The following is a 22868-nucleotide window of genomic DNA, read 5'->3' on the forward strand; positions in this document are numbered from 1 at the left end:
GCCGACTATGCCGAAGCCCTGCTGATCACGGCGCATCGATAGCGGTCACGCTGAGCGCCTTGTCCCACCGAGCGGCGGCCAGGTCCTCGTGGCGGATCATGAATTTCGTGTAGGGCTCCTCGTAGACCCGTCCTTCATTGGCGAGCGGTATCCATTCGCTCGCCAGCTGGACCCTGTCCTCCTCCAGATAGGTCAACCACTGTCCCTTCCCGAGGGTCTTCGCCAGGATGCTGCCGACCGTCATCTCGTCATCGGCGTACCCGCCGATGACGAGGAAGGCGTCGGACGACCAGAGGTCGTGGGCCAGGGACCGCAGTTCGTCCAGGTGCGGCAGTTCACGCTCCATGTACCGGGCCAACTTCCGCTGGAAGGACGACAAGTCCTCCCACTCGAGATCCTCCCAGAACTCGTGCCAGTCCTCGTCGCCCTCCTGGAGCCAAAGGGGCAGATCGGCTCTGAGCTTGGCGTAGACGTCGATCCGCTTACCAACACGCGTGGATTCGGGGGGTTCCGCGACCGCGGTTTCGGTGCCGTCCGCTACATGCACGACTCGCGCGTACTGCCCCGGATGGACCCCCAATTCGCCGGCGTCCATCTCTTGGTGAACGAAGAAGAGCAGCGTCCCGTCCGCCGGCAGGTCGAAGCCGTCGACCTTCGGCAGCGCCCCACAATCGACGGAAAGGAGCAACGGCAACGGAATGTCGCCGGCGGACGGCCACTCCATGCACACCGGTAGCCGGGGCAACCCACCGATGTGCCCGACCGGAGAACCGTCGCCACGCCCGGACAATCCGATCGCCAAACGAAGGTGCTCGCGGAACCTGCTGATCTCGTCCTCCGGGACGCCCAACTCAAGCGCCGCCCGGCGAAACTCTCCTTGATGATCCATGACCGAGAACATAAACCCCTTCCAACTCTGTTTTGGCGTCGGGGTATTGGCGGGCACCGGTTGTCCGCCATGGACACGAGGCGGGCGAGGTGGATGCGCGTGGTCGCTCACCTCGCGTTATCCCCGCAGAACGTAGGCGGCGGCACGCCGTTCTTCACAGCCCTGGACAACTGGGTGAACCTGACCCTGGTGGAGACCCGGACGTTTCCCCGACGGCGTGGTCCTGACCAGGTACGAGAACAAGCGTTGAGCGCTCGACGTCGGATCGGCGCGGGCTCGGGCGCCCAAGGATCTCGCGGCGCCCTGTCCGGGGTGATCGTGGTATCCCTGCCGGATCACTGGCCGTGTATGTCAGGGATCCCCAACCGCACACCGGTCAGCTTGTGCTGAGCGGGGGTCTGCTGGTCACGTTGAGTTTCACCTCGCCGTAGGGCCGGACGTGGGACCGGAACAACGGGTCGGGCCGCGCCGGTCCGCGGGCGTCAGGAGGTCCGCCCACTCCGCTTCGCCGAGGATGTCCTGGAGCAGTCGTCGCGCCGGTTCGAGGCGATCTCCCCGCCCTTGCCGTAGGCGATCACGGAGTCGGGAGTTCCTGGCGGCGCGGGTGTGGTCGTCGCTGGAGGGGCCGCGCGCGTTGTGTGCACAGGTGCACCGAGGGTAGGAACGCCCGTCTCCGGCTGCGGAGTGTTGCTGCTGGTGAGAACCCGTGGGCAAGCCCGTTTGGGACGGCGACGCCTCCTTCCCCGGCGCGATAGCCGCAGGGGAAGGAAGACTGTCCGGTGCGGGCACGCGGCGTGAACCGCGTCCCTTCGGGTGAGACGGTCACGCTGCTCCACGAGCGGGCCACGAGAGTCTGCGGGCCGTCACCGAGGGCCAGGAGCCGCCATCCGTGCGGGTCGACGTCGGTGTCCGTGGCCACACCGGTGTTGGCCAGGACCTAGAACACCGCCCCGCGCCACTCGTGCCGGGGCAGGCCACTGATCTCCATAAAGGCGAGTGTGAGTGGGTGCGTTGGTGGCATTGGGTGGGCGTCAGCGGGGCGGGATGTCGGGTGCGTGGTCACGAGGCGTTGCGGGCAGGTCTGCTGTCAGAAGTGACCAAGCGGCTGCTGTCTTCTGGCCAGTGTGAGGCGGGCCGGCTGTCATGGAGGTGGCTGCTCTTCACCACGCTGCCGCGTCGCACCGGTAGCCAACCCGTCCGAACCCGTGCACGACCTCGCCCGGCGGGACCGGGGCGGCTCACCTTTGACCCCCGGCCCCACCGCGTGACAAGGGCGAAGCCGGACTGCCGCGCTACGCCGGCTCCGCCTGCCAGTGCAGTTCTGGCGGCCCGGTGCCTGGTGTCGGCCCGGGCGACGGTGTGGTCGGTGCGCGTGATGGCGTGGATGTCGGTGGCGAGTTTGCTCTGTGAGGGCTCCGGCAGGGTGCGGCGGGTGTAGTCGGTGCCGGTGCGCTGACCGCGCTTGTGCTGCGGCGTCTCCGCTGCGGACGGCCAGGAGGCGATCCCGCCATGATCAGAGACGTACAGGACCCTTTCTGGCATGGCCGTTTTGTTGGTGTCGGTGGGCTGTCTGTTGCTGCCGCCGGCGTGGTGGGTGGGCCGTGGGGTGCGGATGTCGTGGGTGAAACGGACGACGGCGATGGCGCGGCCGCGTGCGGGCAGCGTCAGTCCGGGCAGCAGATCGTCGCCCAGGGTGGGATTCGCCAGTCCTGGCTACATGTCCCGGTGCTGCCTGGTGAAGATCACCACGGCGCGATCAGCGGGCAGCTGCGCCAGGGCCTGCTCCACATGATCGCGGACCCGGGCGGGGCTGCTGTGGTCGTCGCGCAGATGGTGGCTACCCGAGTGTGAGCACGCGGGCGACTTGTCCACGCTCATGGAGGTGGTGCGCGACGTCGACCACCGTGTTGAGGATCCCCGTGCAGACCAGGTTTGGGTCGAAGGGCGTCGTTGTCCAAGGATCTCCGTGCATAATCCGGTTGAACGGGTGCCGGTAGGCGTGCAGGCTGGCGCGGTGATTCCTGTGCTGGCTCCTGGCCGTCTGAGCTGGGACGAGGTGGATCCCACCCGTCATCCCTTCGACAGTGCGTCGGCAGCGCAGGTGGTGCGTTCGCTCGGGCCGGCCGGGTGTGTGCCCTGCTGCCCTGAGGTCGCTCCGGCCGATCCGGCAATGAGTGCCTGGAGCAAGGGCGAGGGCAGACTCTGGGCGGACGCCATGTCGCATGCCCTCGTGGGACGCTATGGCCGCTGGGCCGTGGGCTGGCGGTGGGCGCACGACGAGGGCGATTTCGACGGCGGGCCGGTCGGGAGCTGGTGCTGCCCCCGTGATTCGATCACCACCCCGGAGGAGACGCGCGGCCGTGTGGTCGCGGCGTTGTGCGAGTGGCGCGGATGGCTGGAGAGCCTCGCCGGATGGTTCGAGGCGTACCCGTTGGACCTGGCGGCCGTCGAGGACCAGCGGATCGCGTGGGAGCGCGCCGCCCGCAACATCATCCTGCAGGTGACCGACCGCACCGGCTGCGGCAGCGGTTGGCGCGCGCATTGTGAGCAGGTGCTCATCTGGTTCCTCAGCCGCTGGGGAGTCGCACCCGGTGTCGCGCAGGAGCTGGTCGACCAGGCCATCGGTGGGCGGTTCCAGAGCTGGACCGGCCCTGACACCGTGCTCGTCGAGGACATCGCCGAACGGCTCGCGCTGTCCCTGCGCCCGAACGACGGCGCGGGCCCCGCCGGGCCCGCGCCGGACCACCTGCAGCGCTGGCTCGAGGTCCGCGAAACGGTGCCCTGGCAGGAAGCGCCGGACAGCGTCACGGACAGCCCTCTCGCCCCCACCCGCGACGGCGCGGCGGAGGACATCCGCGCCTTCGACGGCGCTGTGGACGCCACAAGGGCGGATGGCCTGCTCGCCGCCCTGGAACAATTGCGGGCCGACGCGGCGCGCGGCGCCTCACTCGACTTCGCACTACTGCAGGGTTGGCAGCAGCACGTCCTGGGCACACCGCAGCCGCCACCGTTCCGAGCCCTGCCCGCCTTCGCCAAGGGCGGGCGGGAACGCTACGGCATCGGTCCGGACACCCGCGACCGCCTCGACGCCTGCCTGACCGGGAGCGCAGCGGGCGGCCGGCGGCCTCTGCCGCTGACCGCCCGAGCCGCCCGCGCCTGTCTCGACGTCTGCTTCTTCCATCCTTTCGACGACGGCAACGCCCGGTCCGCGTTCCTCGCCCTCGTCTTCGTACTCGCCCGCGAGGGCGTCGCGCTGAACGGGGTCAGCTTGCTGCGACGCATCACTTTCCAGGCCGACGACCCCCGGGACGCGCTGATCCTCGCCCGGTACATCGATGTCCACCTCGCGGAGACCCGACGCAGCCTCGCCGCTCTCGGGTCCCAGCCTGCCCGGTAGGACGACACCTCGGCGTCCGGCGCCAGCATCAGGCCGGCCGTGGCAAGGAAGTCGGTGAGTTCGATGCAGCCGTCGTCGGTCCCGTCGTCCCACTCCGTCAAGAGCCTGGACCCCTCGCCATCCCACGTGTCGGGGTCATTGCTCGGATGCTGCTCGATGCTTCCTTCGCCGTGCCGGTACCGCAGGTACAGGTACTGACCGCCCGAGGTCCATGCGTTCCACTGGGACGGTGAGCCGTGGCAGGTCTGCACCACCCTTGTGAGGGTCACGTCCTCGTGCAGGTGGGCCTCGACGGGGCCCAGGTGCTGGTCGTGGGCGAGGATCAGCTCGTCGTCGAGGGCGAGCGGGCATCGTGGTTCGTGAAGTGTTTGGAGGGGGCGGCTGTGCTGGTTCCGCCCCGGGGCTGGCTTTGGTGGCTGGGGACGCCGTGGGGCCCCCGCGGGGTGACCTGCTGCGGCGCCGTCTCTCTCTTCCGGGGCGCGCTGAAGGTCGCCGTGGGTGGTGGCGGTCGCGCCGTTCGGCAGGTGGAGAGTATCGAGGTGAGACGTAGCCTGAGTTTGTTTCATATGACCGGCGTAGGCTTCGGCGTCGCCTTACTGGATCTGTCGAACGGGAAGCCTTGTGATCGCCTCCGTGACCCGCGCCCTCCTGGCCGAGGTATTCGCTCTGGAGCGGATCGTGCGCGTCCCTCTCGATGTGCAGGGGGACTTGCTCGTCCATCAGGACACGGCGCGTTTCCTGGCCGAGGTGGGCCTGCCGCGGGCCGAGGGTGTGCTCTTCGAACTTCGAGAGGACCTCGCGGATGGACTGATCCCGCTGTCCGAGCACCGGGACGTCAGTCAGTTGGTGGATCTCGAAGGTTTCACCTTCGACGCTTACGGCTGGTTGCATCTGGGCCGGGCGCTGTCCAGCGATGTGGTGCTCGACGGGAAGACCGGTTCGGTTCACGCGATCAATCTGGACGTCCGCCGGATCGAGAAGGTCCACACGGACGTGTCCGCAATGGCCTACGGCATGTACCTGTTGGAGCGCCGCCGGCCGGACTACGACCCTCCGGACGAGTTTCCGGAGATCGACGACCTGATCGCTGTCGCGGAGGAGATCAGGGAAGCGTTGTCGCAGGTCGACCCGGTTCCGTACAGGGACGGAGACGGAGTCTGGGAGACCGTCCGCGATGAGGTCTCCGCTGGGATGTGGTGACGCCCGTCGATGGTGCGTGGGCTGTTGGGGCAGGTCGGGCTGCGCCGCGCGGCCCTGTGCGGCTGGATCGTCGGGGCGGGTGGCTTTCGGTGGGTGGCGGGGCCTGTCGTGATCGGGTTTCGGGGGTTCCATGGTGGGGGTGTGGTGTGGAGGACTGGCGGATCGATTCGGCGTTCGCGTTGTGTCGGGATGTGGTGGGCGGCGCGGATCTGGCGTTGTTCTCGGGCGGGCCGTTCGATGTGCGGGCGGTGGTGGCCGGCATTCTGCCCGAACCTCGGCGGGGCTTGGGCCTCGATGCCGTCCCGTGGGGCAACTTCCCCCATGGGCACGAGGTCCGAAAGGCCGTTCGCCTGCTGCGCGTTGACGGTGAACCGGGTGTGGACGCGACGGGTGTGCTGTGGGGTCTGTGTGCCCATGGCAGCCGGGCCGCTGCCGCTCTTGCCGTGCCGTTCCTCATCCCCCTGGCGGTCGACGCCCACCACCCGCACCGCGCGGCCGCCCTCGCTGTGCTCTCCGGCCCTGCTCGTGCGCGGCACCACGGTGTCGCGTCCCGCGAGGAATTCCTCCTGCATCGCAACGATCCCCGGCGCGACGCCCCCGACAGCCACGACGGTTACGGCTACGAGGTGACCGGCTACCCGGCCGGCTGGTCGGTGGCCGCCGCCCGAGCCGCGATCACCAATGACACCCCCCGCACTTTTGCCGCTGCTCGCAGACTGCGACCCCACGGTCCGCGTCGACGCCGCCTATGTCCTGGCGACCGCCGCCGACCCCGACCACACCATCCGGACCGCCTTGGCCGGCGGATTCGCCACCGAGGGTGACGCCATGGTCCGTGCCGCCCTGCTCCTGGCCGCCGCCGAGCTCACCCGGGCCCACCCGCATCCGCCGACCGTCAGGTGGGTGCGCGAACGGTGGCACGACCGCACGGAGGCTCCGGAAGCCCGCCTGGCGGCGGTGGTCGGCTGGCTCTGCCTCACCGACCGACCTGCACCCAAGGAGCTCCGTCGGACTGTCGACGCCCTGGTCGACGGCGAGCGCGCGCACGCCATGGAGGAGGCCCTGCCGTGGATGAGCGCCGCCTCCGGCACCAACGAGCCAGGACTCCTGCGCTGCAGACGCTGCATGCTCCATCCGGAAGAACCCGACCCGGAAGAGGTCCTTATGGACTCCTTGTTCTGAGCGGCCGGGCTGTGGTTGTGCACTGGAGTCGTCGAGCGGGGGCGACCTGCGGTGCAGGGGTTGGCGGGCTCGGGCACGAACGTGGCGCCGAACGCGGCGGCCGCTGCGATGGCGAGGATCGAGGTGAACCCCGGGGTGCCGGCCCGGCAGGATCCGCCGGGTGGACCCGGGACGGCCGGCACCCTGGGCGATGAGTTGTCTAATCAGTGATGTCCCATGACACCTGCTGGAGACCGTCGGATGCCACGGTCACCCGGAACTTCTCCAGCCCCGGGGCACCGTCGTGGATCCACATTGCGATGTGCTTTTCCACGTCGTCCCACAGGCGGGTGGGACCGCCCTGACGTACCCGCCACTGCTCGCCGACCTGACGGAGCAGCGCCCATGCGCCGGCCTCGACGTCGACGAGCAGGTGCTCCCCTCCGCTGACCTGCAGGCGTTGCGCTTTCGGTGCTGCGATCTGCGCGATGAACCGGGCCGTCCAGTCGTCCAGTGCGTCGGCACCGACGACGGCCTCCCGCTCGGAGCTGTCGCGGGTGTTCGGCAGCATGCCGAGTGCCGGGGGCACCTGGGGGCGGGCGAGCATGAACGACACCTGCCCGCCGAGGAGCCGGCCGGATGCGGTGCCGTCCTGGTGGACGGTGAGGCGGGTCAGCTCGGAGGAGCCCATCCAGCCGCAGAGCGTGGCGAGGATCTGGCCGCCGGGCCGGGTCTGGGCGATCCACGCGGCGGGGATGGTGCGCACGCCGCACGTGGCGATGATGCGGTCATACGGCGCGTTCTCCGGATGCCCGGCCAGGCCGTCGGCGGTCACCAGGTGCGGGACGTGCCCGGTCTGGGCGAGCGAGGTTGCGGCCCTGGCCGCCACGTCCGGGTCGACCTCCACGGAGGTGACCAGGTCGTCCCCGAGCCGGTGGCAGAGCAGCGCCGTGGAGTACCCGGTGCCGGTGCCGACCTCCAGGACGCGCATGCCGTCCTCGACTTCCAGGTCCTCCAGCATCCGCAGCACCAGGCTGGGGAGCGTGCTGGAGCTGGTCGGCTCGCGGAAGATCTGGCCGCGGATGTCGCCGGGCGCGATGGTCCCGGCGATCTGGGTGACGAGGGACTCGTCGGCGTGGCAGTCCGGCAGCCAGGCGGGGTCCTGCGGCATCACCGGCTCCCACGCCGTGGGCGTCGATCCCCGAACCTGACGGAAGAAGCCGCCGCGCAGGAACTCGTGCCGTGCGGTGGCGGCCGCCGCGTCGCGCCACTTGAGGGAGCGCACGCTGCCCCGGCTGGTGAGGTGGTCCAGGAGTTGTTGCCGCAGGGCGGGCTCGTCGCTCATGAGGATTTCCGTTCCAGTAGATCGGCCATGGCTGCCACCAGCGGCAGCCCGGTCTCGGGCTCCATCCAGGCCCACTGGCCGGAGGGGTTGCACTCCAGGAACCACCATGTCTCGTCCCGGTCCACTGCGAAGTCGAATGCGCCGAAGACCAGGCCGAAGTGGTCCAGGTACCGGCGCAGAGCTTCGGTGATGCCTGGGGGAGGCTCCACCACGGAGTAGGTCAGGCGGCTGTAGTCGGTGCGCCAGTCGAGCAGGTCGCAGTCGATGCGCACGCAGAAGACGCGGTTGCCGATCACGGTTACGCGGATGTCTGCGGTCTTGTCCACGCGCTGCTGGAACAGGTGGACTGTGCTGGCCACCCGCTCGTCGATGTCGTCGACCGTGACCTCGTCCACCTTCACGGCGCAGGCCTTGCCGTCGACCTCGTACAGCGGTGTCGACAGGGGCTTGTAGATCGCCGGTCCGTGCTGCTTGATGAAGGACCGTGCGGCGTCCGGTTCGGAGGTGAGCTGGGTGGGCGGGATGTCGAACCCCGCAGTCGCCGCCGCGGCGAGACCGGAGGGCTTGAACTCGGCGTCCCCGATGCGGTGTGGGTGGTTGACGTACAGGCAGCCCGGCAGGGACGCCAGGACCCTGCCAAGGCCGTAGCGGGCCTGTGTGACGGCGAACCGGGCGGTCTGCTGGTCCAGGTCCGGGAAGGTGAACCCGGAGGGGCGGCGGTAGTACAGCGACCGGACGCGTGTCAGGTCGGCGGTGCGGGTGGGCGTCGACAGCGTTCCGGCGATGCCCTCATGGGTGACCGTGGCCGCGACGGACAAGGTGGCGGGGAAGTCCCCGGAGTCGAACCGCACGACCGGGACACCCCGGCCGTGCAGTTCGCTGATCACCAGGTCCGTCGTGGGGTCGTCGAGGTTGGTGACGACCAGCACCGGACCGCGAGTCACTGGTCCGCGTCGCTACCGGTGTCGGAGTCGCCGGACCCGGCGTTGCCGTCGGGGCTCGTGGCAGTGCTGGGCTGCGTGCCGGTGCTCGTGCCGTGCCCCGGCATCTCCACGACGCCCCCGGTGGCGTTGTAGAACCGGGTGGTCTGCGTCGCCGGGTCCAGCTCGGCGCGGGTGTAGGCGGGCGCGGGGGTGCCCGGGTACGGCGCCATCCGGCTGACGCCGAACGGCGGCGGGGTGGGCAGGCCCGAGGGCAGCGGCGTTCCGGTGGGCATTCGACCGGCGTGGCTGAACATGTAGTCCTCCATGGTCGCGGATCTGATGGGCCCGCCGCGCGCCCCGGGTGATGATCCGGGCAGGCTCACCGGTGCGCGCGGCGGGGTGGTGCACGGCCCGGTCCTTCTTGATTGGCGGGCCGTTTGCTCCCGGTCGGGGGCGTCCGGGGGCGGCCTCCCCGTGAGGGGGAGGAGTCGGGTGTCAGGCCGCTTCGAGCCTGGTGTCGGGGGTGCTGACAGCGGCTGTGCGGCTGTTGTGTTGGGCGGCGGTGACCTGTGCCCACAGCAGGGGGAGGGCGGCGCTGTTGCCGAGGAGCCAGACCAGGCCGAGGACGCCGAGCCGGTGCGGTAACGGCCGGCCAGCCGGACGTGCAGCAGGGGGCGACACCGAGGGTGCAGTGGGTTCCGGGGACATCGGACTTCCTTCGGGTATCGGAGGCAGCATGGGGACGTACCGGCGCTCGAGCGCGTCCGCCGTGGCCCGCTGCGCCATCAGCCCGGCCACCACACAGGGTCGGCACTTGGCCAGCGCCTCAGGGCTGTCGGCGGTATAGACGGACACGATGGGCGTCACTGGCAGCTCCATGGCCCCGCACAGCAGGCACGCTCCCGTTGACCATGGGCGGGCGTCGATTAGCACCTGCTCGGCGCTGGTCGGTTCGCGTTGGTACGCGCTCCCGCGGGGGTTCATGACTGCAGCAGTGGCAGGGGTGGTGTGCCGGGCAGCGCGGGCGTTCCGGCAAGGCGCAGCACTGGTCGTGGAAGGTTCGGCCGGAACTGGCTCAGCGCGTGGTGCAGGCAGTCCACGTCCACCAGATGCCCGAGTCTGGGCGGGGTGCGCCAGTGTGGCCCGGGGGCGGTGCGGGCACCGGCGCGCGGCAGGAGGACCTTGAACGGACCGCCGAAACACAGCCCGTGTGCGTGTTGCCAGGTGTGGACGGTGCCGGGCGGCACGAGCCACATCAGCGCGTCACGCTCATGGTTGGCGATGACCGGGCCGCACCCGCCGGTCTGGTAACGGTCCATCCAGCGCAGCACCCGGTCACCAGGAGCACCGTACGTGGTGAGCACGACGTCGAAGCCCGCGCCGCACAGGGCCTGGACGCAGCCGGCGTAGGCGTTGCTCACCAGCCGGTGGATCGCAGCCGCAAGGTCGCCCACGTCAGCCGCAGGGGTCTCGGCTGCGCGGAGTGGGGGGTGGGGCGGTCTTGCACGGGCTGTGGTGGCGCCGTGCCGGTGCCTGGCCTGGTCTGTTGTGGTGTGGGGTGCGGTCATCACATCGCCCCGCGTCAAGTCGGTGATCATGTCACTACCGACAGTAAAAGCGGGGAGTGGGTATAGGGGGCAGGGATCCTGCCCCCTCGTATCTATGCGGCCAGCAGGCCGATCTTCACCGCCAGCGCCGATGCCCGGCGGCGACGGCCTGGCACCGGCGACTGGGTCTCCTCCAGCACGATGCGCTTGGCGTAGCCGTTCCAGCGGATCGTCTCCGGCGCAGCTTCGTGCGCCTGTTCCAAGGTCGCGAGTGCTACATCCGGCTGCCCGTCCAACTGGTAGGCCCGCGCTTGCTCGATACGGTGCCGAGCCCGCCGTGGCCGCGACGGAATCACTTCGGCCTCCGCCCGCGCGGCCTGCCGCACGGACTCGCCGCCAGCGTGCAGTTCGACCGCGACGGTGACCGCGTGCGCGCCCATGATGGCCCGCGAGAAGCTGGTAACCGGATGGTAGTAGGCCTGAGGCAGCCGCTGTGACATGCGTTCCGCCTGGTCCCAGTGCGCCCATGCCACCGCAGTGTCGCCGCGCCGTGCGGCGGTGTATCCGGCCTCGAAGCGCAACGCCCCTGCGATGGCCAGGACATCCTCACAGGAGTCGGGGATGCGAGGTTCAAGGAAGCGCAGCGCCTCCAGGTTGACGGCGTCAGCAGCATCGAACTGCCCTGCATCGCGGTGGGCTTGACCCGACAGCCACGCTGCCACACCGATCGCATGCGGGTCCTCGGACTCCTGGGCAGCGACCATGCCGCGTTCGGCAACCCGCCACAGGAGGCTGCTGTCGGGTTGGTAGGCAAGAAAGAACTGGGCGAGGGAGTACACCTCGGACAAGACGGCGTGGGCGGCGCGCCGTTCGCCTGTGGTGTCGGCCTGGCGCACCGCAAGCTGCGCATCGTAAATCAGATCGGGCAGAAGTGAACCGACGACGTCGCGGTGATTCGGAGAACGGTGCCGGGCGGCCCATGCGTGGGCAATGCGCGCCCGCACGTGCGCAGCCGGCGGAGCCTCGCGGTCGGTGCCGAACGACAACACCCACGCGTTCAAGGCAGCTGTCACTTCGGGGAGCCGAGGATGACCCGGCCCGATGAACATGCCCACCTCGAGCGGACGACCGCCGGTGAGGTCGGACAGGTCCCGCACGCGCAACGCCTCAGCGATGGCGAGGACCAGGTCGAGTTTGGGCATGTTCATTGTCCCGCGTTCGACCTGCTTGACCCACGAGACGGATTTCCCGATGAGCCCCGCCAGTACCTCGCGGGTCATGCCCCGACGGTTGCGGAGAATCTGCATGCGCTGGCCGAAGCGGACCGGGTCCGCGTTCGGGTCCGGGGTGCCATCGGTGGACACGGCCTTGCCCCTTTCCTTGCAGTTCGACACTGTCAGGGTAGGGGGCGGGGCTGTGTTCGTGTGCGGGATGCCGATGGGTATTCGGACGGGGAACGGCTCGTCCTGCGTGGTCGACGGCATGCGGTATGCGGCGGTGGTGAGCTCGGCGATGACGGCCGGCAGCAGCGTCGCCGCAGCGTTGAGGCGCGCGGCGCGGACCAGGCGGCACAGGTCGTCAGCAGCGGCGACCAGCTGACCGGCAGGCCGCACGGGCAGGTCAGGGTCCGCTTCCAGGTCGTACAGATCCAAGGCCTCGCGGATCGGCCGGATGAGGCCCTCGAGCCGGTCCTGCTGCAATTCCGTCACGTAGGGCTGCCCGGTCAGGGCGGTGACATCGAGACGGAGCGCACGGGCGACCGCCGCGACGAGGTCAGGGCTTGCGGGCTTGTGACCGGACTCGACCTGGTGCACGAGGCTGTAGGAGTAACCGATGGTCTGGGCAAGACCTCGCTGGGTCAGACCGGCGAGCTTTCGGGCGGAGGCAATGCGCGTACCGGTGTGCTCGTGGTCACCTCTGGGCATCTTTGACCTCCGTACCCTGCAGCCATCTGGAACAGTACCCGCCGCATCCGCCATGGCATCGGCGATCGCCCCGACACCCGCTGCGGACAGAGCCGGTTGCGCGTAATGGATCATCAGGGGTTGGGTGGGGGCATGACGCGCACCATGTACCTGTTCGCCAGCGCTGCGCCGCCGGTTTTCGACATCGCCGGTGTGGTCGATGACGCGCAGCGGCGTGGCTGGGACGTGTGCCTGGGACTTACGCCGACCGCGGCGGACTGGCTGGAGGACAGTCTGGAAGGGCTGGCGGCGCTGACCGGGCATCCCGTGCGGTCGCGGTACAAGCGGCCCGGCGAGCCGGATGTCTGGCCGCCGGCCGACGTCATTGTCTTCGCGCCGGTCACGTTCAACTCGGTGAACTCCTGGGCGCTGGGGCTCACGCATTACTTCGTGGTGGGGGTGGCCGCCGAAGGCATCGGCAAGGGCATCCCGATCGTGGCGATGCCCTGTGTGAATGCGGCCTATGTGCAGCACCACCAGTTCGAGGAGAGCGTCGCGAAGCTGCGGGCGATGGGCGTGACCGTGCTGTATGGCGACGGCGGTTTCGTTCCGAACCGGCCCGGAACCGGAAAGCCTGCAGACTATCCCTGGCATCGGGCGCTGGATGCTGCCGCGGCGCTGGCCGGGGCATGACCAGTGCCGGCGGGTGTGGCGCCACGTGTTCCGGTCGCGCGGGTGATGGCAGGGGCGGGCGGTGGCGCTGACACGGCGGTGGGGGCGGCAGGTGCGGTTACTGCAGTTGGCTTGTCTATTGGCGGATTTGGGATCTTGGTCGGCGTATGGCGCGGCGGTCGGCGCCCTCACCGTGTGGATCGCCGTGTCCGGGCGGCGTGGCTGTTGTCGCTGGCTGCAGTCAGCGTTGGTCACGGCGGGGTGTGGGGTGCGCGGGTCGGGAAGCGGTAAGTATCGCAACTATGATAGTTGGGGTAGTGTGGGGTGTATGGAGCTGAGGACGTACACGACGATCGACCTTCGCAAGGCCATGGGGGAGATCCTCGACCGTACCCGTATCGCGGGTGAGGCTGCTGCGATCACCCGTAAGGGCAAGACCGTCGCCTACCTGGTGTCCGCCGAGTGGTTTGAGCAGCAGCAGGTCGTACAGCAGCCGGGCTCCGACGCCGGCCAGGACGCGGCCTGAAGCGACAGGCAGGAAGACCAGGAGCCTCCACACCATGACCGCCCAGCCTGTGCATGTCGACGGATCCGGGGGAGACAAGCCCCGGGTGCCACCGATGCCTGAACAGACTTCGCAAGCTCTGCGTCTGGCCATTCAGGAACACGCCCCGCACCTCCTGCCGGACTTCGAGGCTCACTGGCGCCGGGCGATCGGGGATGCTTTCAACCTCACCCCTGTGCCCGCGTTCATGCGCCTGTGGTGGACTGAGTACGCCATCGCCCGCGACCCCCGTCTTGCCGCACACCTGCACGACCTCGAGGCCCGCGCGGCGAAGTGCGAGGACCCTGAGGAGTCGGCCGGTCTTCTGGCTGAGTACAGCCGCCTGCGGCGTGAAGCAGCGATGGTGAAGCCCGGCCAGTGACGGACGACCTCCCCTACCCTCCCTGGCAGATGGACTGGACGGCAGAAGCGCGTCAGGACTTCGACGCCATGCCCGCCGACGGCAGACAGCTCGTCATGGCCGCCCGCGCAGAACTGATCACCGCCACGGACCCCTACTATCGTGGCATCGACGCCGACGCCTGCCTGCCGCACTGGATCACCTTCCGCCCCCTGGCCTCCACCAGGCCCGGCGGGCCTCATATTGCCGATCTCGCCGGTGGCCGCGGATGGCTTATCTACACCTTCATCCGCCGCCATGCCGTACCCCAGATCACTGTCATTGAGGCTTTCTGGACTTGATCGGTCAGGGGCTGGGAACACGGCCGCCTTGCGGCTCCGGGGGGTCATGGTGCGGTCTGTCGTGTGCCATGCCCAGGCTGTGCGGAGTTGGGCGGCCGCAATCGGCCGCGGTCCCGCCGACGTGCACTACTCCAGACCGGCTGGGGTCTACTCATGTCCGGGAGGCGCTGTCGATCCTGAAAACTGACCCCCGAGCAGTCGGGGAATCTTGACCCCCTGATTCTTGGAGGGTGGTGAAGGTGGAGGACTGGGCAGAGATACGCCGGCTTCATGGGGCGCAGGGGATGCCCATCAAGGAGATCGCTGGGCGGCAGGGGGTGGCACGGAACACGGTCCGGGCCGCGTTGAGTTGCGGTCGGCCGCCGAAGCCTCACTCTCACCGGCGGCTCCTACCGCACTCGGGCCCGCCGGGAACTGCTCGCCAAAGACCGGGCCGGACGGGAGTGAGCCGTCACAGTGTCCACCAGGAATAGAGCTGTAGGTCGGCGGCGTGGGACCGTTTGGCCTGGCTGACCAGTGCCTCCATGACCACCATCGGCGTCGGCCAGTCCTTTTGACTGGCGACATCGCTGTTTGGTCGCGGGGCACCGGCCGTTTCGTCGAGGGTGCCGGAGCGGTGCCCGGGGGCCTACTGCGGGCGTCGGAGTTCCTGTTGCGGAAGTCCTGGCGGGGGAGGACGGCTGGGCCTCGGCTGCCGCCGCCCTGGCGCTGATCGTGCTGGGCCTGGACACGGCGCCCCGCGACCATGCGCTGCGCGCGTCGTGCACCTGCAACTGGCCGACCGTACCCTTGCGCATCTGCACGGCGGCTTCCGCACTGCGCCCGAGGTCCGCCATCGCCTGGGGGCGCAGACCCGGTACCGCTCGCGGGGCGACCTCGTGTCCGTTGCCGCCCGCTACCCGTCCGGCCCCGCCCAGTAGCCGTTCCGGCCTCAGACCCCTTGGCGGGCGGGGCGGCGGCCCTGCTGGCGACGCTGCCTGCGGACGACCTGTGCCGGCGGGGCTGCTCGCCCGGCTCGCGCACTGCGCGCTGATCCGCTACGAGTGCGGGCCACGGATGAGTTGCCCGCGCTGTGGGCGCGTGCCAGGGAGGCCTTCGCCGCGGTCACCCCCGGGCACGTTGCCCCGGATACGGTCCGGGTGGCGGTGCTCGCCGGGATCGCCTGGGTCCGGGCCCACCCGCGGGACCGAGAGGCGGTGGACGTCGCCGTACGGGGCGGGCGGCTGGCGCTGGCCGCGGCGAGCGGGCGCATCTGGGGCGGGCTCTGGGACCGGCACGAGATGCGCAGCGTCCACTTCGTGCTGGCGGCGGGGGTCTTTGTGTGGGCGTGGCGGTGGCGTGTTGCGTGTGGGGGAGTGGGTGGGCCGGGTTCGGATTGCGCATCTGGGTGTAGGGGCGGGTCCTGGGATGCGCAATGGGTGGGGGAGCCGGGGTTGTCGGGGTTGCGCAAGGCGACCCTTTTTGGCGGTGCTGCGCAAAGGGGGGGTTGGGTGGGTTTTTGCGCAGGGCGGGAGTGGTGGCGGTGTGGCGGTCCTGTTTGAGTTCGGGCTGAGGCGTCGCGCTGGCAAGTGGGTGTGCCCGGGCGGCGGTTGCCGGCGTGTGGTGGGGCTGGGGTTCGGCACGGGCGGGGGATTGCCGGCGGTGCGGGTGTTGGCGGGTCATGGCTGCTGTTGGGTGCGGCAGGGGCATTTGCGGGCGCGGCCGTCGGGGTCGGTGGTCCAGCCGTGGTCGCATTGTCCGCAGTGGGCGGGGTGTGCGGGTCGTGTGGCGGGTTGTGGGGTGGTGGGGGGTGTCCAGTGTTGGAGGTGACGTTTGAGGTCGTACCAGGTGGGTTTGCGGGCCATGGCGGTGGCTGCCTGGGTCAGGTGCTGTTCTTGGAGGCCGGCGTTCAGGAGCGCCCCTGCGGTGTGGGCGATGCGGCCGGGGGCGAGAGCGGGGACGGGGTGGCCGTGGTGGTGGCGGGCGGTGGTCCAGGCGTCGGCGATCCGGGCGGCTGCTGCTGTTTGTGGGCTGGCCGGTGCTGCTCGTGCTGGTGCGGGCGCGTCCGGGTTGGGGGTGTCGGGGGTGTGACCGTGCCGGGCGGCGGCTGCTGCTTGTGGGCCGGCGGGCGCTGATTGTGCTGGTGCGGGCGCACTGGTGCCGCCGTTGCTTGGGGTGTCGCCAGTGGGGCCTGATCGCGATGGCGTCGCGGGCGGGGGGCCAGCCGGGGGCGCTTGTCCGGATGGGCTGGTGGTCTCTCTCCTCGGTGCCAGGACGGTCGGACGGTGGGGTGTGATGGGCGAGGAGGAGAGAGAGGAGTTCTTTCCGTCTTGCTTGTTCAGTCTTAGTTCTTTAACCGACGGGTCTCCGGCGGTCGGCTGACCGGCGGCCGGTTCACCGATCGCCGGGTCGCCGACCGCCGGTTCACCGACTGCCGGGAACCCGTCACTCGGTCCGGCCTGCACGTCTTCGAAGTTGCGACTGGTGGCGCCCGGGTCAGGAGACCCCGTCGTGACCGGCACGCGGATGCCTGGTCTCGTCTGGTAGGAGGCGGACTGCGCGGCCGGGGAGTCTGCGGCGGCCGGTTCTGGCAGCGCCGACTCAAGCGGGGCCGGGACGTGGTTGTGGGGGTCGAGCCAGGCCGGCTCCACGCGCACTGCCCGTGTCCCGGCCACCTGGGCCAGGAGGTGGTGGATGTCTTCTCGGCGGTGGGGCAGGCCGGCGACGGAGAACTCGGTGCGCCAGGTGCCGTCGGCGGCGTCCTGGATCTTGAGTTTGACAATGTAGCCGTATGCCACGAGGTTCCGCATGGCTTTGGTGAGAGCTTCACGGCCGGGTTTGCGGGTCTGGGCCAGGGCGGCGATGGTGAAGTCCGCGCCGTCGGGCAGGCGCAGCGCCATGGTGAGCAGTCCGATGTCCAGGACGCTCAGGCGCTGGTCGTCGACCGCGCGGTTGTCCACGGCGACGAACCGTGGAGGCCGGGTGGGTAGCTTCCTCACTGAACGTCACCTGCTCCCGGCGGCCGGACCGGCATCCGTACCTGGTGGGGGCAGCTGGGCTGCACGCCCAGGGGTGCGGTGGTGTGTGGCCATCCGGCCGGCTGTGTCGGCGTGCGGTGTCGGTGCGGCTATGTCTGCGACGTGGTGACCCGCGGTGGCTGCGCCTGTCCACTCGCGCTGCTCGAGGCGGGTGGGGGCTGCGGTATGCCGGGCCGTGGGGGCCTGTGCCGGCCGGGCGTTGCCAGTCGGCCTGGGCCTGTCCGGCAGTGAGGAGGGGCCAGGCTCCCACGAGCCGTCGGCCGACGTCCGTCTGTCTCGCGGTGGCCCGAGGCGTGCGGCGCGGGTGCGCCTGGCGCTGGGGCTGAATGCGGGCTGCAGGGCGTGGTCTGGCTGCCTTCGGTACGGGGGGCTGGGTAGGCCCGGCCCGGTGGTGTCGGCTTCGGTGGCGGTGGCAGGCGGATGCGCAGGCGTGGTCATGTGGGCTCCCGGGCTGGTGGATGCGGGGTGGTGGCATCCATGAAGCCCGGTGGCACTCACCGATTTGCTCACCGAAATGGGGGGTGAAAGATCACAATCGGGCATCACTTGTAGTCGGTGAGTGCCGTTACTCACCGGTGAGGAGCACGGATCTGCTCACCACCGCAGGTCACCGCGCCGTGCAGGGCGTCACCGTTGCCGGGCTGGCCCTTGGCCTTGTGGCCAGGGAGGTCGGATTGGGGAGCGGATGGTCATCGCTTCGGGAACGACCCCAAGGACACAGGCTCGGATGAGTTACTGAGAGGCAGTGCTTCGGCAGCTTGTGGGTCTGGAATGTCGGGAGGGTCACTCCGCGAGGCGGCGCTTCCACCAGGGATCCGACGATGTTGAGAACGGATCTGGCAGGGTCCGTGCCAGGAAGCGGTCGTCCAGGGGTGCGACCGCTGCGAGAAGCTCGCGGCGTGCCTTGCGTTTCATGGCTGAGGCGGCGTCGTGCAGGAGTGTTCGCGCGTGCGTGTCCCTCCAGCAGGTGGTTCCCCACCCGCGGTTGGGGCCGTGGACCGGCCATGCGTGCAGCGCAAGCCCCCAAGCCCGGAAGGCGTGTGAGACGTGGCCGGAAGGCAATCGGTACTGGACTTCGAAATGTGCGATCTGCCGGTTCGTCGCAGCGGACAGACCAGGGATGACCTGCCGGCTTCTGACGCTCCTGCGAAGCTGTTCGGTTCTGATCTCGCCCGGTGATCGGCGAGGCATGGGCACTTCCAGTGGGGAAGACGAGTGACCGTCCGACGGTAGGTGGCGTCAGTTTGAGGAGCAAGTCGTTGAATTGCAGTGTGCTGTTGCGAGCTCGGATGGTGGCGAGGAGGTAGGAGTCGGTGCCGGTCTCGATGGTGGTGCCGCCGAAGGTGAAGTCGTCGGCGATCGCTGCGCATAGGCGGGGTCGGTCAAGGCCTTGGTCCAGCCGGAGAAGGAGGCGATGGCGACCCTGCTGTTCTCCTTGCGTTCGGTCAGGACTTGGGCAAGGCTTTTGGCGCCGCGGCGGTCGCGTCCGGTGTAGTGCAACTCGTCGAGCAGGCCGATCCGGCCATTGCGGGCGATGGTTGGTCAGCTGCTTATGGCTGGCGGCCTCGACGAGCGCATCACCTGTATGCGGTGAGTGCTGTGGGCTCACTGGTGAGGAGCCTGGGTGTGCTCACCACCGCAAGTCAGGGGCCGTTGCGGCACCTCACCACTCCCGGGCCTGCCTCTGGTCTTGGGTCCGGCGTCATGAGATGGCGGGCTGCGGCGCACGGGTTGCCGATGGGAGCACTGGCTGCCGCAGGACCGGGTGTCGATTCAGGGTGGCGAGGTGACGGATGATGTTTGTCCTGCAGACCGCTCGTGGTCGACCGCAGACCCAGCCGCGCGGCGTCAGCGCATGTCGTGTTCCCGCGGCGGCGTGGACAACACCGGCACCCTCATCACCACCGGCTCCGCCCCGCAGACCCTGACCCGGGGTGGCGACACCCGGCGCGCCAACCAGACGCTATCGACGGCGCAGAAGGCACTGACACCTGCACCTTCGACGGCACCATCACCCACTGCACCCTCACCTGACACCGGTCCCGCCCGCCCTCGCCAAGCTGATCGAGCCGTCGGCCCCGGTACTGCCTCCCATGGTTCTTGACCAGGTCGTATCCCGCGAACTCCGGCGGAGGGACTGCTTGCCACGGCCGGTCCGCCCACCGCACTGGAGTGGTGGGCGGACTGGCCACCCGATCAGGCGGGCTGCTGGGTCACGCCGAAACGCCCTGCGCGAGGCGGGCGATGTGGTCCCACGCCCGGAACTCCGAGATCCTGCGGTCGTACTCCTCCTGCAGCGGCTCGATGCCGCCCGTGCCGAAGAGCACGCGCAGCGGCGGGTTGGGGGCGTCGACGATCGCGAGCAGCGCGTCCGCCGTCGTCGCTGCGTCGCCGGTGACGAACGGCGCGTCCTTCATCCCGGCCATGAGCGCTTCGCGGACGGGCTCGTACTCCGGCATTGGGTCGACTGCCGGAGCGGTGGCGCCGAGGCCGGTAGCGAAGGTGAGGGGCTCGACGAGGGTGACCAGGATCCCCTGGTGGGCGACCTCGGCAGCCAGGGCCTGACTCATGCTCTCCAGAGCCCACTTGGAGGAGTGGTAGAGGCCCATCGTCGGGTACGCGACGAGGCCGCCGTAGGACGAGACTTGGATGATCCTGCCGTGTCCGCGAGCCCGCATGCCCGGGAGCACGGCCCGAGTGGTCCACAGGGCGCCGAAGAAGTTCACGTCGAACTGTGCCCGCGCCTGCTCCTCGGAGACCTCTTCGACGGCACCCCGCAGCGCGTGGCCGGCGTTGTTCACCAGGACGTCGATGCCGCCGAAGCGGTGCTCGGTTTCCTCCACGGCCTTCCGGACGGCAGCGGAGTCCGCCACGTCGAACGCCAGCGGCAGCACCTGATCACCGAACTCGCTGACCAGCGGCTCCAGTGACGAGGAGTTCCGGGCGGTGGCCGCAACGCGGTCGCCGCGGGAGAGGGCGGCCCTGGCCCAGTGGAGGCCCAGGCCTCGGGAGGCTCCGGTGACGAGCCAGACAGGGGGTGTTGAGGTAGCCATCGAGTCGTTCCTTTGCGCAGTACGGGGACAACGCCGGGCAGGCGGCGCGGTCGACGGAAGGCAAATCGGAGATGCATCTCCGTTTCACTGTACTCCGAATCGGAGATGCATCTCCACATAGATGCCCGGGCGGATGACCCAGAGCCCGCGCGCCGCCAGCCAGGGCCGCACCAACCCAGGCCCGCCCCCTCCGACTTCTCCGGCTTTACCGAGGGCATGCCGCGATGGACCGTCCGCCCTAGCCGCCGTGATGTCTCGGCGTGGTGGGCGGCGGCCGGGTCGTGGATCGTCGTGCGGATGTCCCCCTGTGGAGTCAGGGCGGCGGCGTACGAGGCGCCAGTGTCGTCCTGGGCTATGACCAAAATCGTCGGCCGTGCCTCGGCGTCCTTGCCCTCGGCACCTCGGTGGGTGGGTGTCGCCCGGCCATGCCGGGTCGGCGATTCGCGCCGGTTCAGTCCTCGGCGGCCTCGAGTTTCCGCCAGATGCGGATGAGGGCGGCAATGTCCTGCTCGCCGAGCGGTGCCACGAAGTGCTGCTGTACGGCCGCTTCGAAGGTCTCGGCCACCGTATCGGCGTACCTGCGGCCCTCGTCGGTGAAGCCGATCAGGGAGATCCGGCCGTCGTCCTGGTCGGCGCTGCGGCGCAGGTGGCCTCTGTCGATCAGTTCCTGCACCAGCCGGGACGCGCGGGTGGGGCTCACGCTGACGAGTTCGCCGGCCAGCGCCCGCACGGGCTGTGGTTCCAGATCCTGCAGACGGCACAGGATCTCGAAGGCGCTGAACGAGATCTTGTGCCGCTCCATCAGCACGGCCTCGATCCGCGCGGTCAGCGCCGCGTGCGTGTAGAGGAGAGCGAACCAGGCGTCCTCCTGTGACTGGGAGATGATCGCGTGCCTGGTGGAGGGCGGTCTCATGACGACCATGGTAACAAATATGCGTGTGCACTTGTGTGCGACCGCACGCATCTCTATGGTGCAGGCATGAACCGATCCGAAGAATTGGCGGGAACTCCGTCAGCAACCGCCGATCCGCACTACGCACACCGCTGGCTGATCCTGCTGGTAGTCCTGATCTCCCAGGTGATGATCCTGATCGACGCCACCGTCATCAATGTGGCGCTCCCCTCGGCGCAGGCGGGGCTGCACTTCTCCGACGCGACCCGGCAGTGGGTGGTGACGTCCTACGTCCTCGCCTTCGGCAGCCTGCTCCCGCTCGGAGGACGGCTGGCCGACCTGGTCGGGCGCAAACGGGTCTTCGTCGTGGGCCTCGTGGGCTTCGGCGTGTTCTCCGCACTCGCCGGCGCCGCCCCTGACACGGCCGTACTACTGATCGCGCGCACTCTGCAGGGAGTGTTCGCCGCCGCACTTGCGCCCACCGCGGTCTCCCTGATCACCGTCACCTTCACCGACCACGCCGAACGCAACAAGGCGTTTGCTGTGTTCGGCGCCGTCGGCGGCGGCTCCGGTGCCCTCGGCCTGCTGCTGGGAGGGCTGCTCACCAGCTACCTGGACTGGCGGTGGACGATGTTCGTCAACATCGCCTTCGCCGCTGTCGCCCTTGTCGGCGCGCTCACCTTGATGACGAACTCCGCCGACCCGGACCGGCCGCGCCTCGATCTTCCCGGTGTGCTGCTGGCGTCGGGCGGTCTGTTCCTGCTCGTGTTCGGCAGCGCCCAGGCCGAGAAGGACGGCTGGGGCGCCGCACTCACGATCGGCTCCCTCGTCGGCGGCGCGATTCTCCTCGCCGGGTTCGTCGCCGTCGAACGCCGCGCGGTCAATCCGCTCGTCCCCCTGCGGGTGGTGCTCGACCGGAACTGCGGCGCGGCCTATCTGAGCCTGCTGCTGGGCAGCGCCGCGCTGTTCGCGCTGTTCCTCTTCCTGACCTATTACTTCCAGGGAATCCTCGGCTACACCCCCATCAGAACCGGCCTCGCCTTCCTTCCCCTGCCCGTCGGGATCGCGGTCGGTGCCACCATCGCCCAAAGTGCCCTGCTCCCGCGCCTCACCGCCCGGACCATCGTCGCCGCAGGACTGGTCCTGTCGGCGTTCGGGGCCGCACTGCTCACAAGGGTGGGCGTCCAGGCCGCATACGCGTCCCGCGTTCTTCCCGGACTCGTGCTGGTCGGCGTCGGTGTCGGCGTCTACTTCGTCATCGCCGTGACCATCGGCAGCGTCCCGGACGACCCGCGCGACGCAGGGACCGCCGGCAGCATGAACAATGTCGGCCAGCAGATCGGCACGGCGCTCGGAGTGGCTGTCATCAGCACGTTTGTCGCGTCGGCGACCAGCAGCTACCTGCACTCCCACGGTCCGGCCAGCCCGCAGCTGCTCGCCCGCGCCGCCGTCCACGGGTACGCGACGGGCTTCTGGTGGGGCGCCGCCACCTTCGCGTTCACCGCCGCACTCTGCACCGCGCTGATCAGGCCGAAGACGTCTCTGGCCGTAGCCGCCGAGCCGTCCGGGCCCCAGCCCGCGGCACCGGCCTTCCAGTGAGCGGCCCTCTGTACGGCCGGCAC

20 protein-coding genes and 4 pseudogenes are annotated in these 22868 nt (G+C 69.5%); 11 read left to right on the plus strand and 13 right to left on the minus strand.

The annotated features are described in order from the left end of the window. Positions 1-25 precede the first annotated feature (25 nt). The gene (locus tag ACFW3D_RS27135) at positions 26-889 is read right to left on the minus strand and encodes a DUF1963 domain-containing protein (protein ID WP_500508045.1); all 864 of its coding nucleotides are present in this window, start codon (positions 887-889) and stop codon (positions 26-28) included. 123 nt (positions 890-1012) lie between these two features. Between ACFW3D_RS27135 and ACFW3D_RS27140 the strand changes: the two are divergent. Further along, positions 1013-1139: pseudogene (locus tag ACFW3D_RS27140) on the plus strand (dihydrofolate reductase family protein); the annotation flags it as partial. An 809-nt stretch (positions 1140-1948) separates the two neighbouring features. Here the strand turns inward: ACFW3D_RS27140 and ACFW3D_RS27145 are convergent. Further along, positions 1949-2596: an RNaseH domain-containing protein gene (locus tag ACFW3D_RS27145; RefSeq protein ID WP_500508122.1), complete on the minus strand. Its 648-nt coding sequence runs from the start codon at positions 2594-2596 to the stop codon at positions 1949-1951. Positions 2597-3059: 463 nt separating this feature from the next. Between ACFW3D_RS27145 and ACFW3D_RS27150 the strand changes: the two genes are divergently transcribed. From ACFW3D_RS27150 to ACFW3D_RS27165, 4 genes are all read left to right on the plus strand, one after another. Continuing rightward, positions 3060-4286, plus strand: a complete 1227-nt coding sequence (locus ACFW3D_RS27150) for a Fic family protein (RefSeq protein WP_500508047.1) — start codon at positions 3060-3062, stop codon at positions 4284-4286. A gap of 633 nt (positions 4287-4919) precedes the next feature. After that, complete coding sequence (locus ACFW3D_RS27155) at positions 4920-5486, plus strand: SUKH-4 family immunity protein (RefSeq protein WP_500508049.1); 567 nt, start codon at positions 4920-4922, stop codon at positions 5484-5486. Between the two features lie 146 nt (positions 5487-5632). Continuing rightward, positions 5633-6310: a hypothetical protein gene (locus tag ACFW3D_RS27160; protein WP_500508051.1), complete on the plus strand. Its 678-nt coding sequence runs from the start codon at positions 5633-5635 to the stop codon at positions 6308-6310. A gap of 4 nt (positions 6311-6314) precedes the next feature. Further along, positions 6315-6668 carry a hypothetical protein gene (locus ACFW3D_RS27165; protein ID WP_500508053.1) on the plus strand — a complete coding sequence of 118 codons (354 nt, stop codon included), beginning with the start codon at positions 6315-6317 and terminating at the stop codon, positions 6666-6668. A 199-nt stretch (positions 6669-6867) separates the two neighbouring features. On the opposite strand, the gene tgmC is transcribed toward ACFW3D_RS27165, so the two are convergent. The 7 genes and pseudogenes from tgmC to ACFW3D_RS27200 all read right to left on the minus strand — a co-directional run. Further along, on the minus strand, positions 6868-7992 hold the full coding sequence (gene tgmC / locus ACFW3D_RS27170) for an ATP-grasp peptide maturase system methyltransferase (protein WP_500508055.1): 1125 nt from the start codon (positions 7990-7992) through the stop codon (positions 6868-6870). Continuing rightward, complete coding sequence (tgmB, locus tag ACFW3D_RS27175) at positions 7989-8936, minus strand: ATP-grasp ribosomal peptide maturase (RefSeq protein WP_500508057.1); 948 nt, start codon at positions 8934-8936, stop codon at positions 7989-7991. The genes tgmC and tgmB overlap by 4 nt, the downstream gene beginning before the upstream one ends. Further along, complete coding sequence (tgmA, locus tag ACFW3D_RS27180) at positions 8933-9241, minus strand: putative ATP-grasp-modified RiPP (RefSeq protein WP_500508059.1); 309 nt, start codon at positions 9239-9241, stop codon at positions 8933-8935. The genes tgmB and tgmA overlap by 4 nt, the downstream gene beginning before the upstream one ends. A gap of 169 nt (positions 9242-9410) precedes the next feature. After that, complete coding sequence (locus ACFW3D_RS27185; RefSeq protein WP_500508061.1) at positions 9411-9782, minus strand: hypothetical protein; 372 nt, start codon at positions 9780-9782, stop codon at positions 9411-9413. 113 nt (positions 9783-9895) lie between these two features. Continuing rightward, positions 9896-10336: a hypothetical protein gene (locus ACFW3D_RS27190; RefSeq protein WP_500508063.1), complete on the minus strand. Its 441-nt coding sequence runs from the start codon at positions 10334-10336 to the stop codon at positions 9896-9898. A gap of 239 nt (positions 10337-10575) precedes the next feature. Beyond that, positions 10576-11826, minus strand: coding sequence for a helix-turn-helix domain-containing protein (locus ACFW3D_RS27195; RefSeq protein ID WP_500508124.1), 1251 nt, complete (start codon positions 11824-11826; stop codon positions 10576-10578). Between the two features lie 108 nt (positions 11827-11934). Further along, positions 11935-12387, minus strand: a pseudogene (locus ACFW3D_RS27200) (helix-turn-helix domain-containing protein); the annotation flags it as partial. 132 nt (positions 12388-12519) lie between these two features. On the opposite strand from ACFW3D_RS27200, the gene ACFW3D_RS27205 reads away from it, so the two are divergent. From ACFW3D_RS27205 to ACFW3D_RS27225, 5 genes and pseudogenes are all read left to right on the plus strand, one after another. Beyond that, positions 12520-13059, plus strand: coding sequence for a flavoprotein (locus ACFW3D_RS27205; protein ID WP_500508065.1), 540 nt, complete (start codon positions 12520-12522; stop codon positions 13057-13059). Between the two features lie 307 nt (positions 13060-13366). Further along, entirely contained in the window at positions 13367-13564 is a 198-nt protein-coding gene (locus tag ACFW3D_RS27210) for a type II toxin-antitoxin system Phd/YefM family antitoxin (RefSeq protein ID WP_500508067.1), read from the plus strand. Positions 13565-13598: 34 nt separating this feature from the next. Then, entirely contained in the window at positions 13599-13964 is a 366-nt protein-coding gene (locus tag ACFW3D_RS27215; protein ID WP_500508069.1) for a hypothetical protein, read from the plus strand. 29 nt (positions 13965-13993) lie between these two features. After that, the gene (locus ACFW3D_RS27220) at positions 13994-14284 is read left to right on the plus strand and encodes a hypothetical protein (protein WP_500508071.1); all 291 of its coding nucleotides are present in this window, start codon (positions 13994-13996) and stop codon (positions 14282-14284) included. Positions 14285-14514: 230 nt separating this feature from the next. Beyond that, positions 14515-14652, plus strand: a pseudogene (locus tag ACFW3D_RS27225) (helix-turn-helix domain-containing protein); the annotation flags it as partial. A gap of 1290 nt (positions 14653-15942) precedes the next feature. Here ACFW3D_RS27225 and ACFW3D_RS27230 read toward each other — a convergent pair. The 4 genes and pseudogenes from ACFW3D_RS27230 to ACFW3D_RS27245 all read right to left on the minus strand — a co-directional run bounded on the left by ACFW3D_RS27230 (position 15943) and on the right by ACFW3D_RS27245 (position 21267). Beyond that, on the minus strand, positions 15943-17223 hold the full coding sequence (locus ACFW3D_RS27230) for a hypothetical protein (protein WP_500508073.1): 1281 nt from the start codon (positions 17221-17223) through the stop codon (positions 15943-15945). A gap of 1357 nt (positions 17224-18580) precedes the next feature. Then, positions 18581-18874: pseudogene (locus ACFW3D_RS27235) on the minus strand (ATP-binding protein); the annotation flags it as partial. Positions 18875-19514: 640 nt separating this feature from the next. Continuing rightward, entirely contained in the window at positions 19515-20354 is an 840-nt protein-coding gene (locus ACFW3D_RS27240) for an SDR family NAD(P)-dependent oxidoreductase (protein ID WP_500508075.1), read from the minus strand. A gap of 451 nt (positions 20355-20805) precedes the next feature. After that, on the minus strand, positions 20806-21267 hold the full coding sequence (locus ACFW3D_RS27245; RefSeq protein ID WP_500508077.1) for a MarR family winged helix-turn-helix transcriptional regulator: 462 nt from the start codon (positions 21265-21267) through the stop codon (positions 20806-20808). A 66-nt stretch (positions 21268-21333) separates the two neighbouring features. On the opposite strand from ACFW3D_RS27245, the gene ACFW3D_RS27250 reads away from it, so the two are divergent. Further along, positions 21334-22845: an MFS transporter gene (locus ACFW3D_RS27250; protein WP_500508079.1), complete on the plus strand. Its 1512-nt coding sequence runs from the start codon at positions 21334-21336 to the stop codon at positions 22843-22845. The last annotated feature ends 23 nt before the right edge of the window (positions 22846-22868 follow it).

Origin of the sequence: Streptomyces sp. NPDC058864, assembly GCF_042742985.1 — a bacterium.
GTDB lineage: Bacteria > Actinomycetota > Actinomycetes > Streptomycetales > Streptomycetaceae > Actinacidiphila.

Excerpts from the sequence above, each read along its gene's own strand:
- ACFW3D_RS27135 (WP_500508045.1), bottom strand. The coding sequence starts at position 889 with ATGGATCATCAAGGAGAGTTTCGCCGGGCGGCGCTTGAGTTGGGCGTC.
- ACFW3D_RS27150 (WP_500508047.1), top strand. The coding sequence starts at position 3,060 with ATGAGTGCCTGGAGCAAGGGCGAGGGCAGACTCTGGGCGGACGCCATG.
- ACFW3D_RS27165 (WP_500508053.1), top strand. The coding sequence starts at position 6,315 with ATGGTCCGTGCCGCCCTGCTCCTGGCCGCCGCCGAGCTCACCCGGGCC.
- tgmC (WP_500508055.1), bottom strand. The coding sequence starts at position 7,992 with ATGAGCGACGAGCCCGCCCTGCGGCAACAACTCCTGGACCACCTCACC.
- tgmA (WP_500508059.1), bottom strand. The coding sequence starts at position 9,241 with ATGGAGGACTACATGTTCAGCCACGCCGGTCGAATGCCCACCGGAACG.
- ACFW3D_RS27205 (WP_500508065.1), top strand. The coding sequence starts at position 12,520 with ATGACGCGCACCATGTACCTGTTCGCCAGCGCTGCGCCGCCGGTTTTC.
- ACFW3D_RS27210 (WP_500508067.1), top strand. The coding sequence starts at position 13,367 with ATGGAGCTGAGGACGTACACGACGATCGACCTTCGCAAGGCCATGGGG.
- ACFW3D_RS27215 (WP_500508069.1), top strand. The coding sequence starts at position 13,599 with ATGACCGCCCAGCCTGTGCATGTCGACGGATCCGGGGGAGACAAGCCC.
- ACFW3D_RS27220 (WP_500508071.1), top strand. The coding sequence starts at position 13,994 with ATGGACTGGACGGCAGAAGCGCGTCAGGACTTCGACGCCATGCCCGCC.
- ACFW3D_RS27240 (WP_500508075.1), bottom strand. The coding sequence starts at position 20,354 with ATGGCTACCTCAACACCCCCTGTCTGGCTCGTCACCGGAGCCTCCCGA.
- ACFW3D_RS27245 (WP_500508077.1), bottom strand. The coding sequence starts at position 21,267 with ATGAGACCGCCCTCCACCAGGCACGCGATCATCTCCCAGTCACAGGAG.
- ACFW3D_RS27250 (WP_500508079.1), top strand. The coding sequence starts at position 21,334 with ATGAACCGATCCGAAGAATTGGCGGGAACTCCGTCAGCAACCGCCGAT.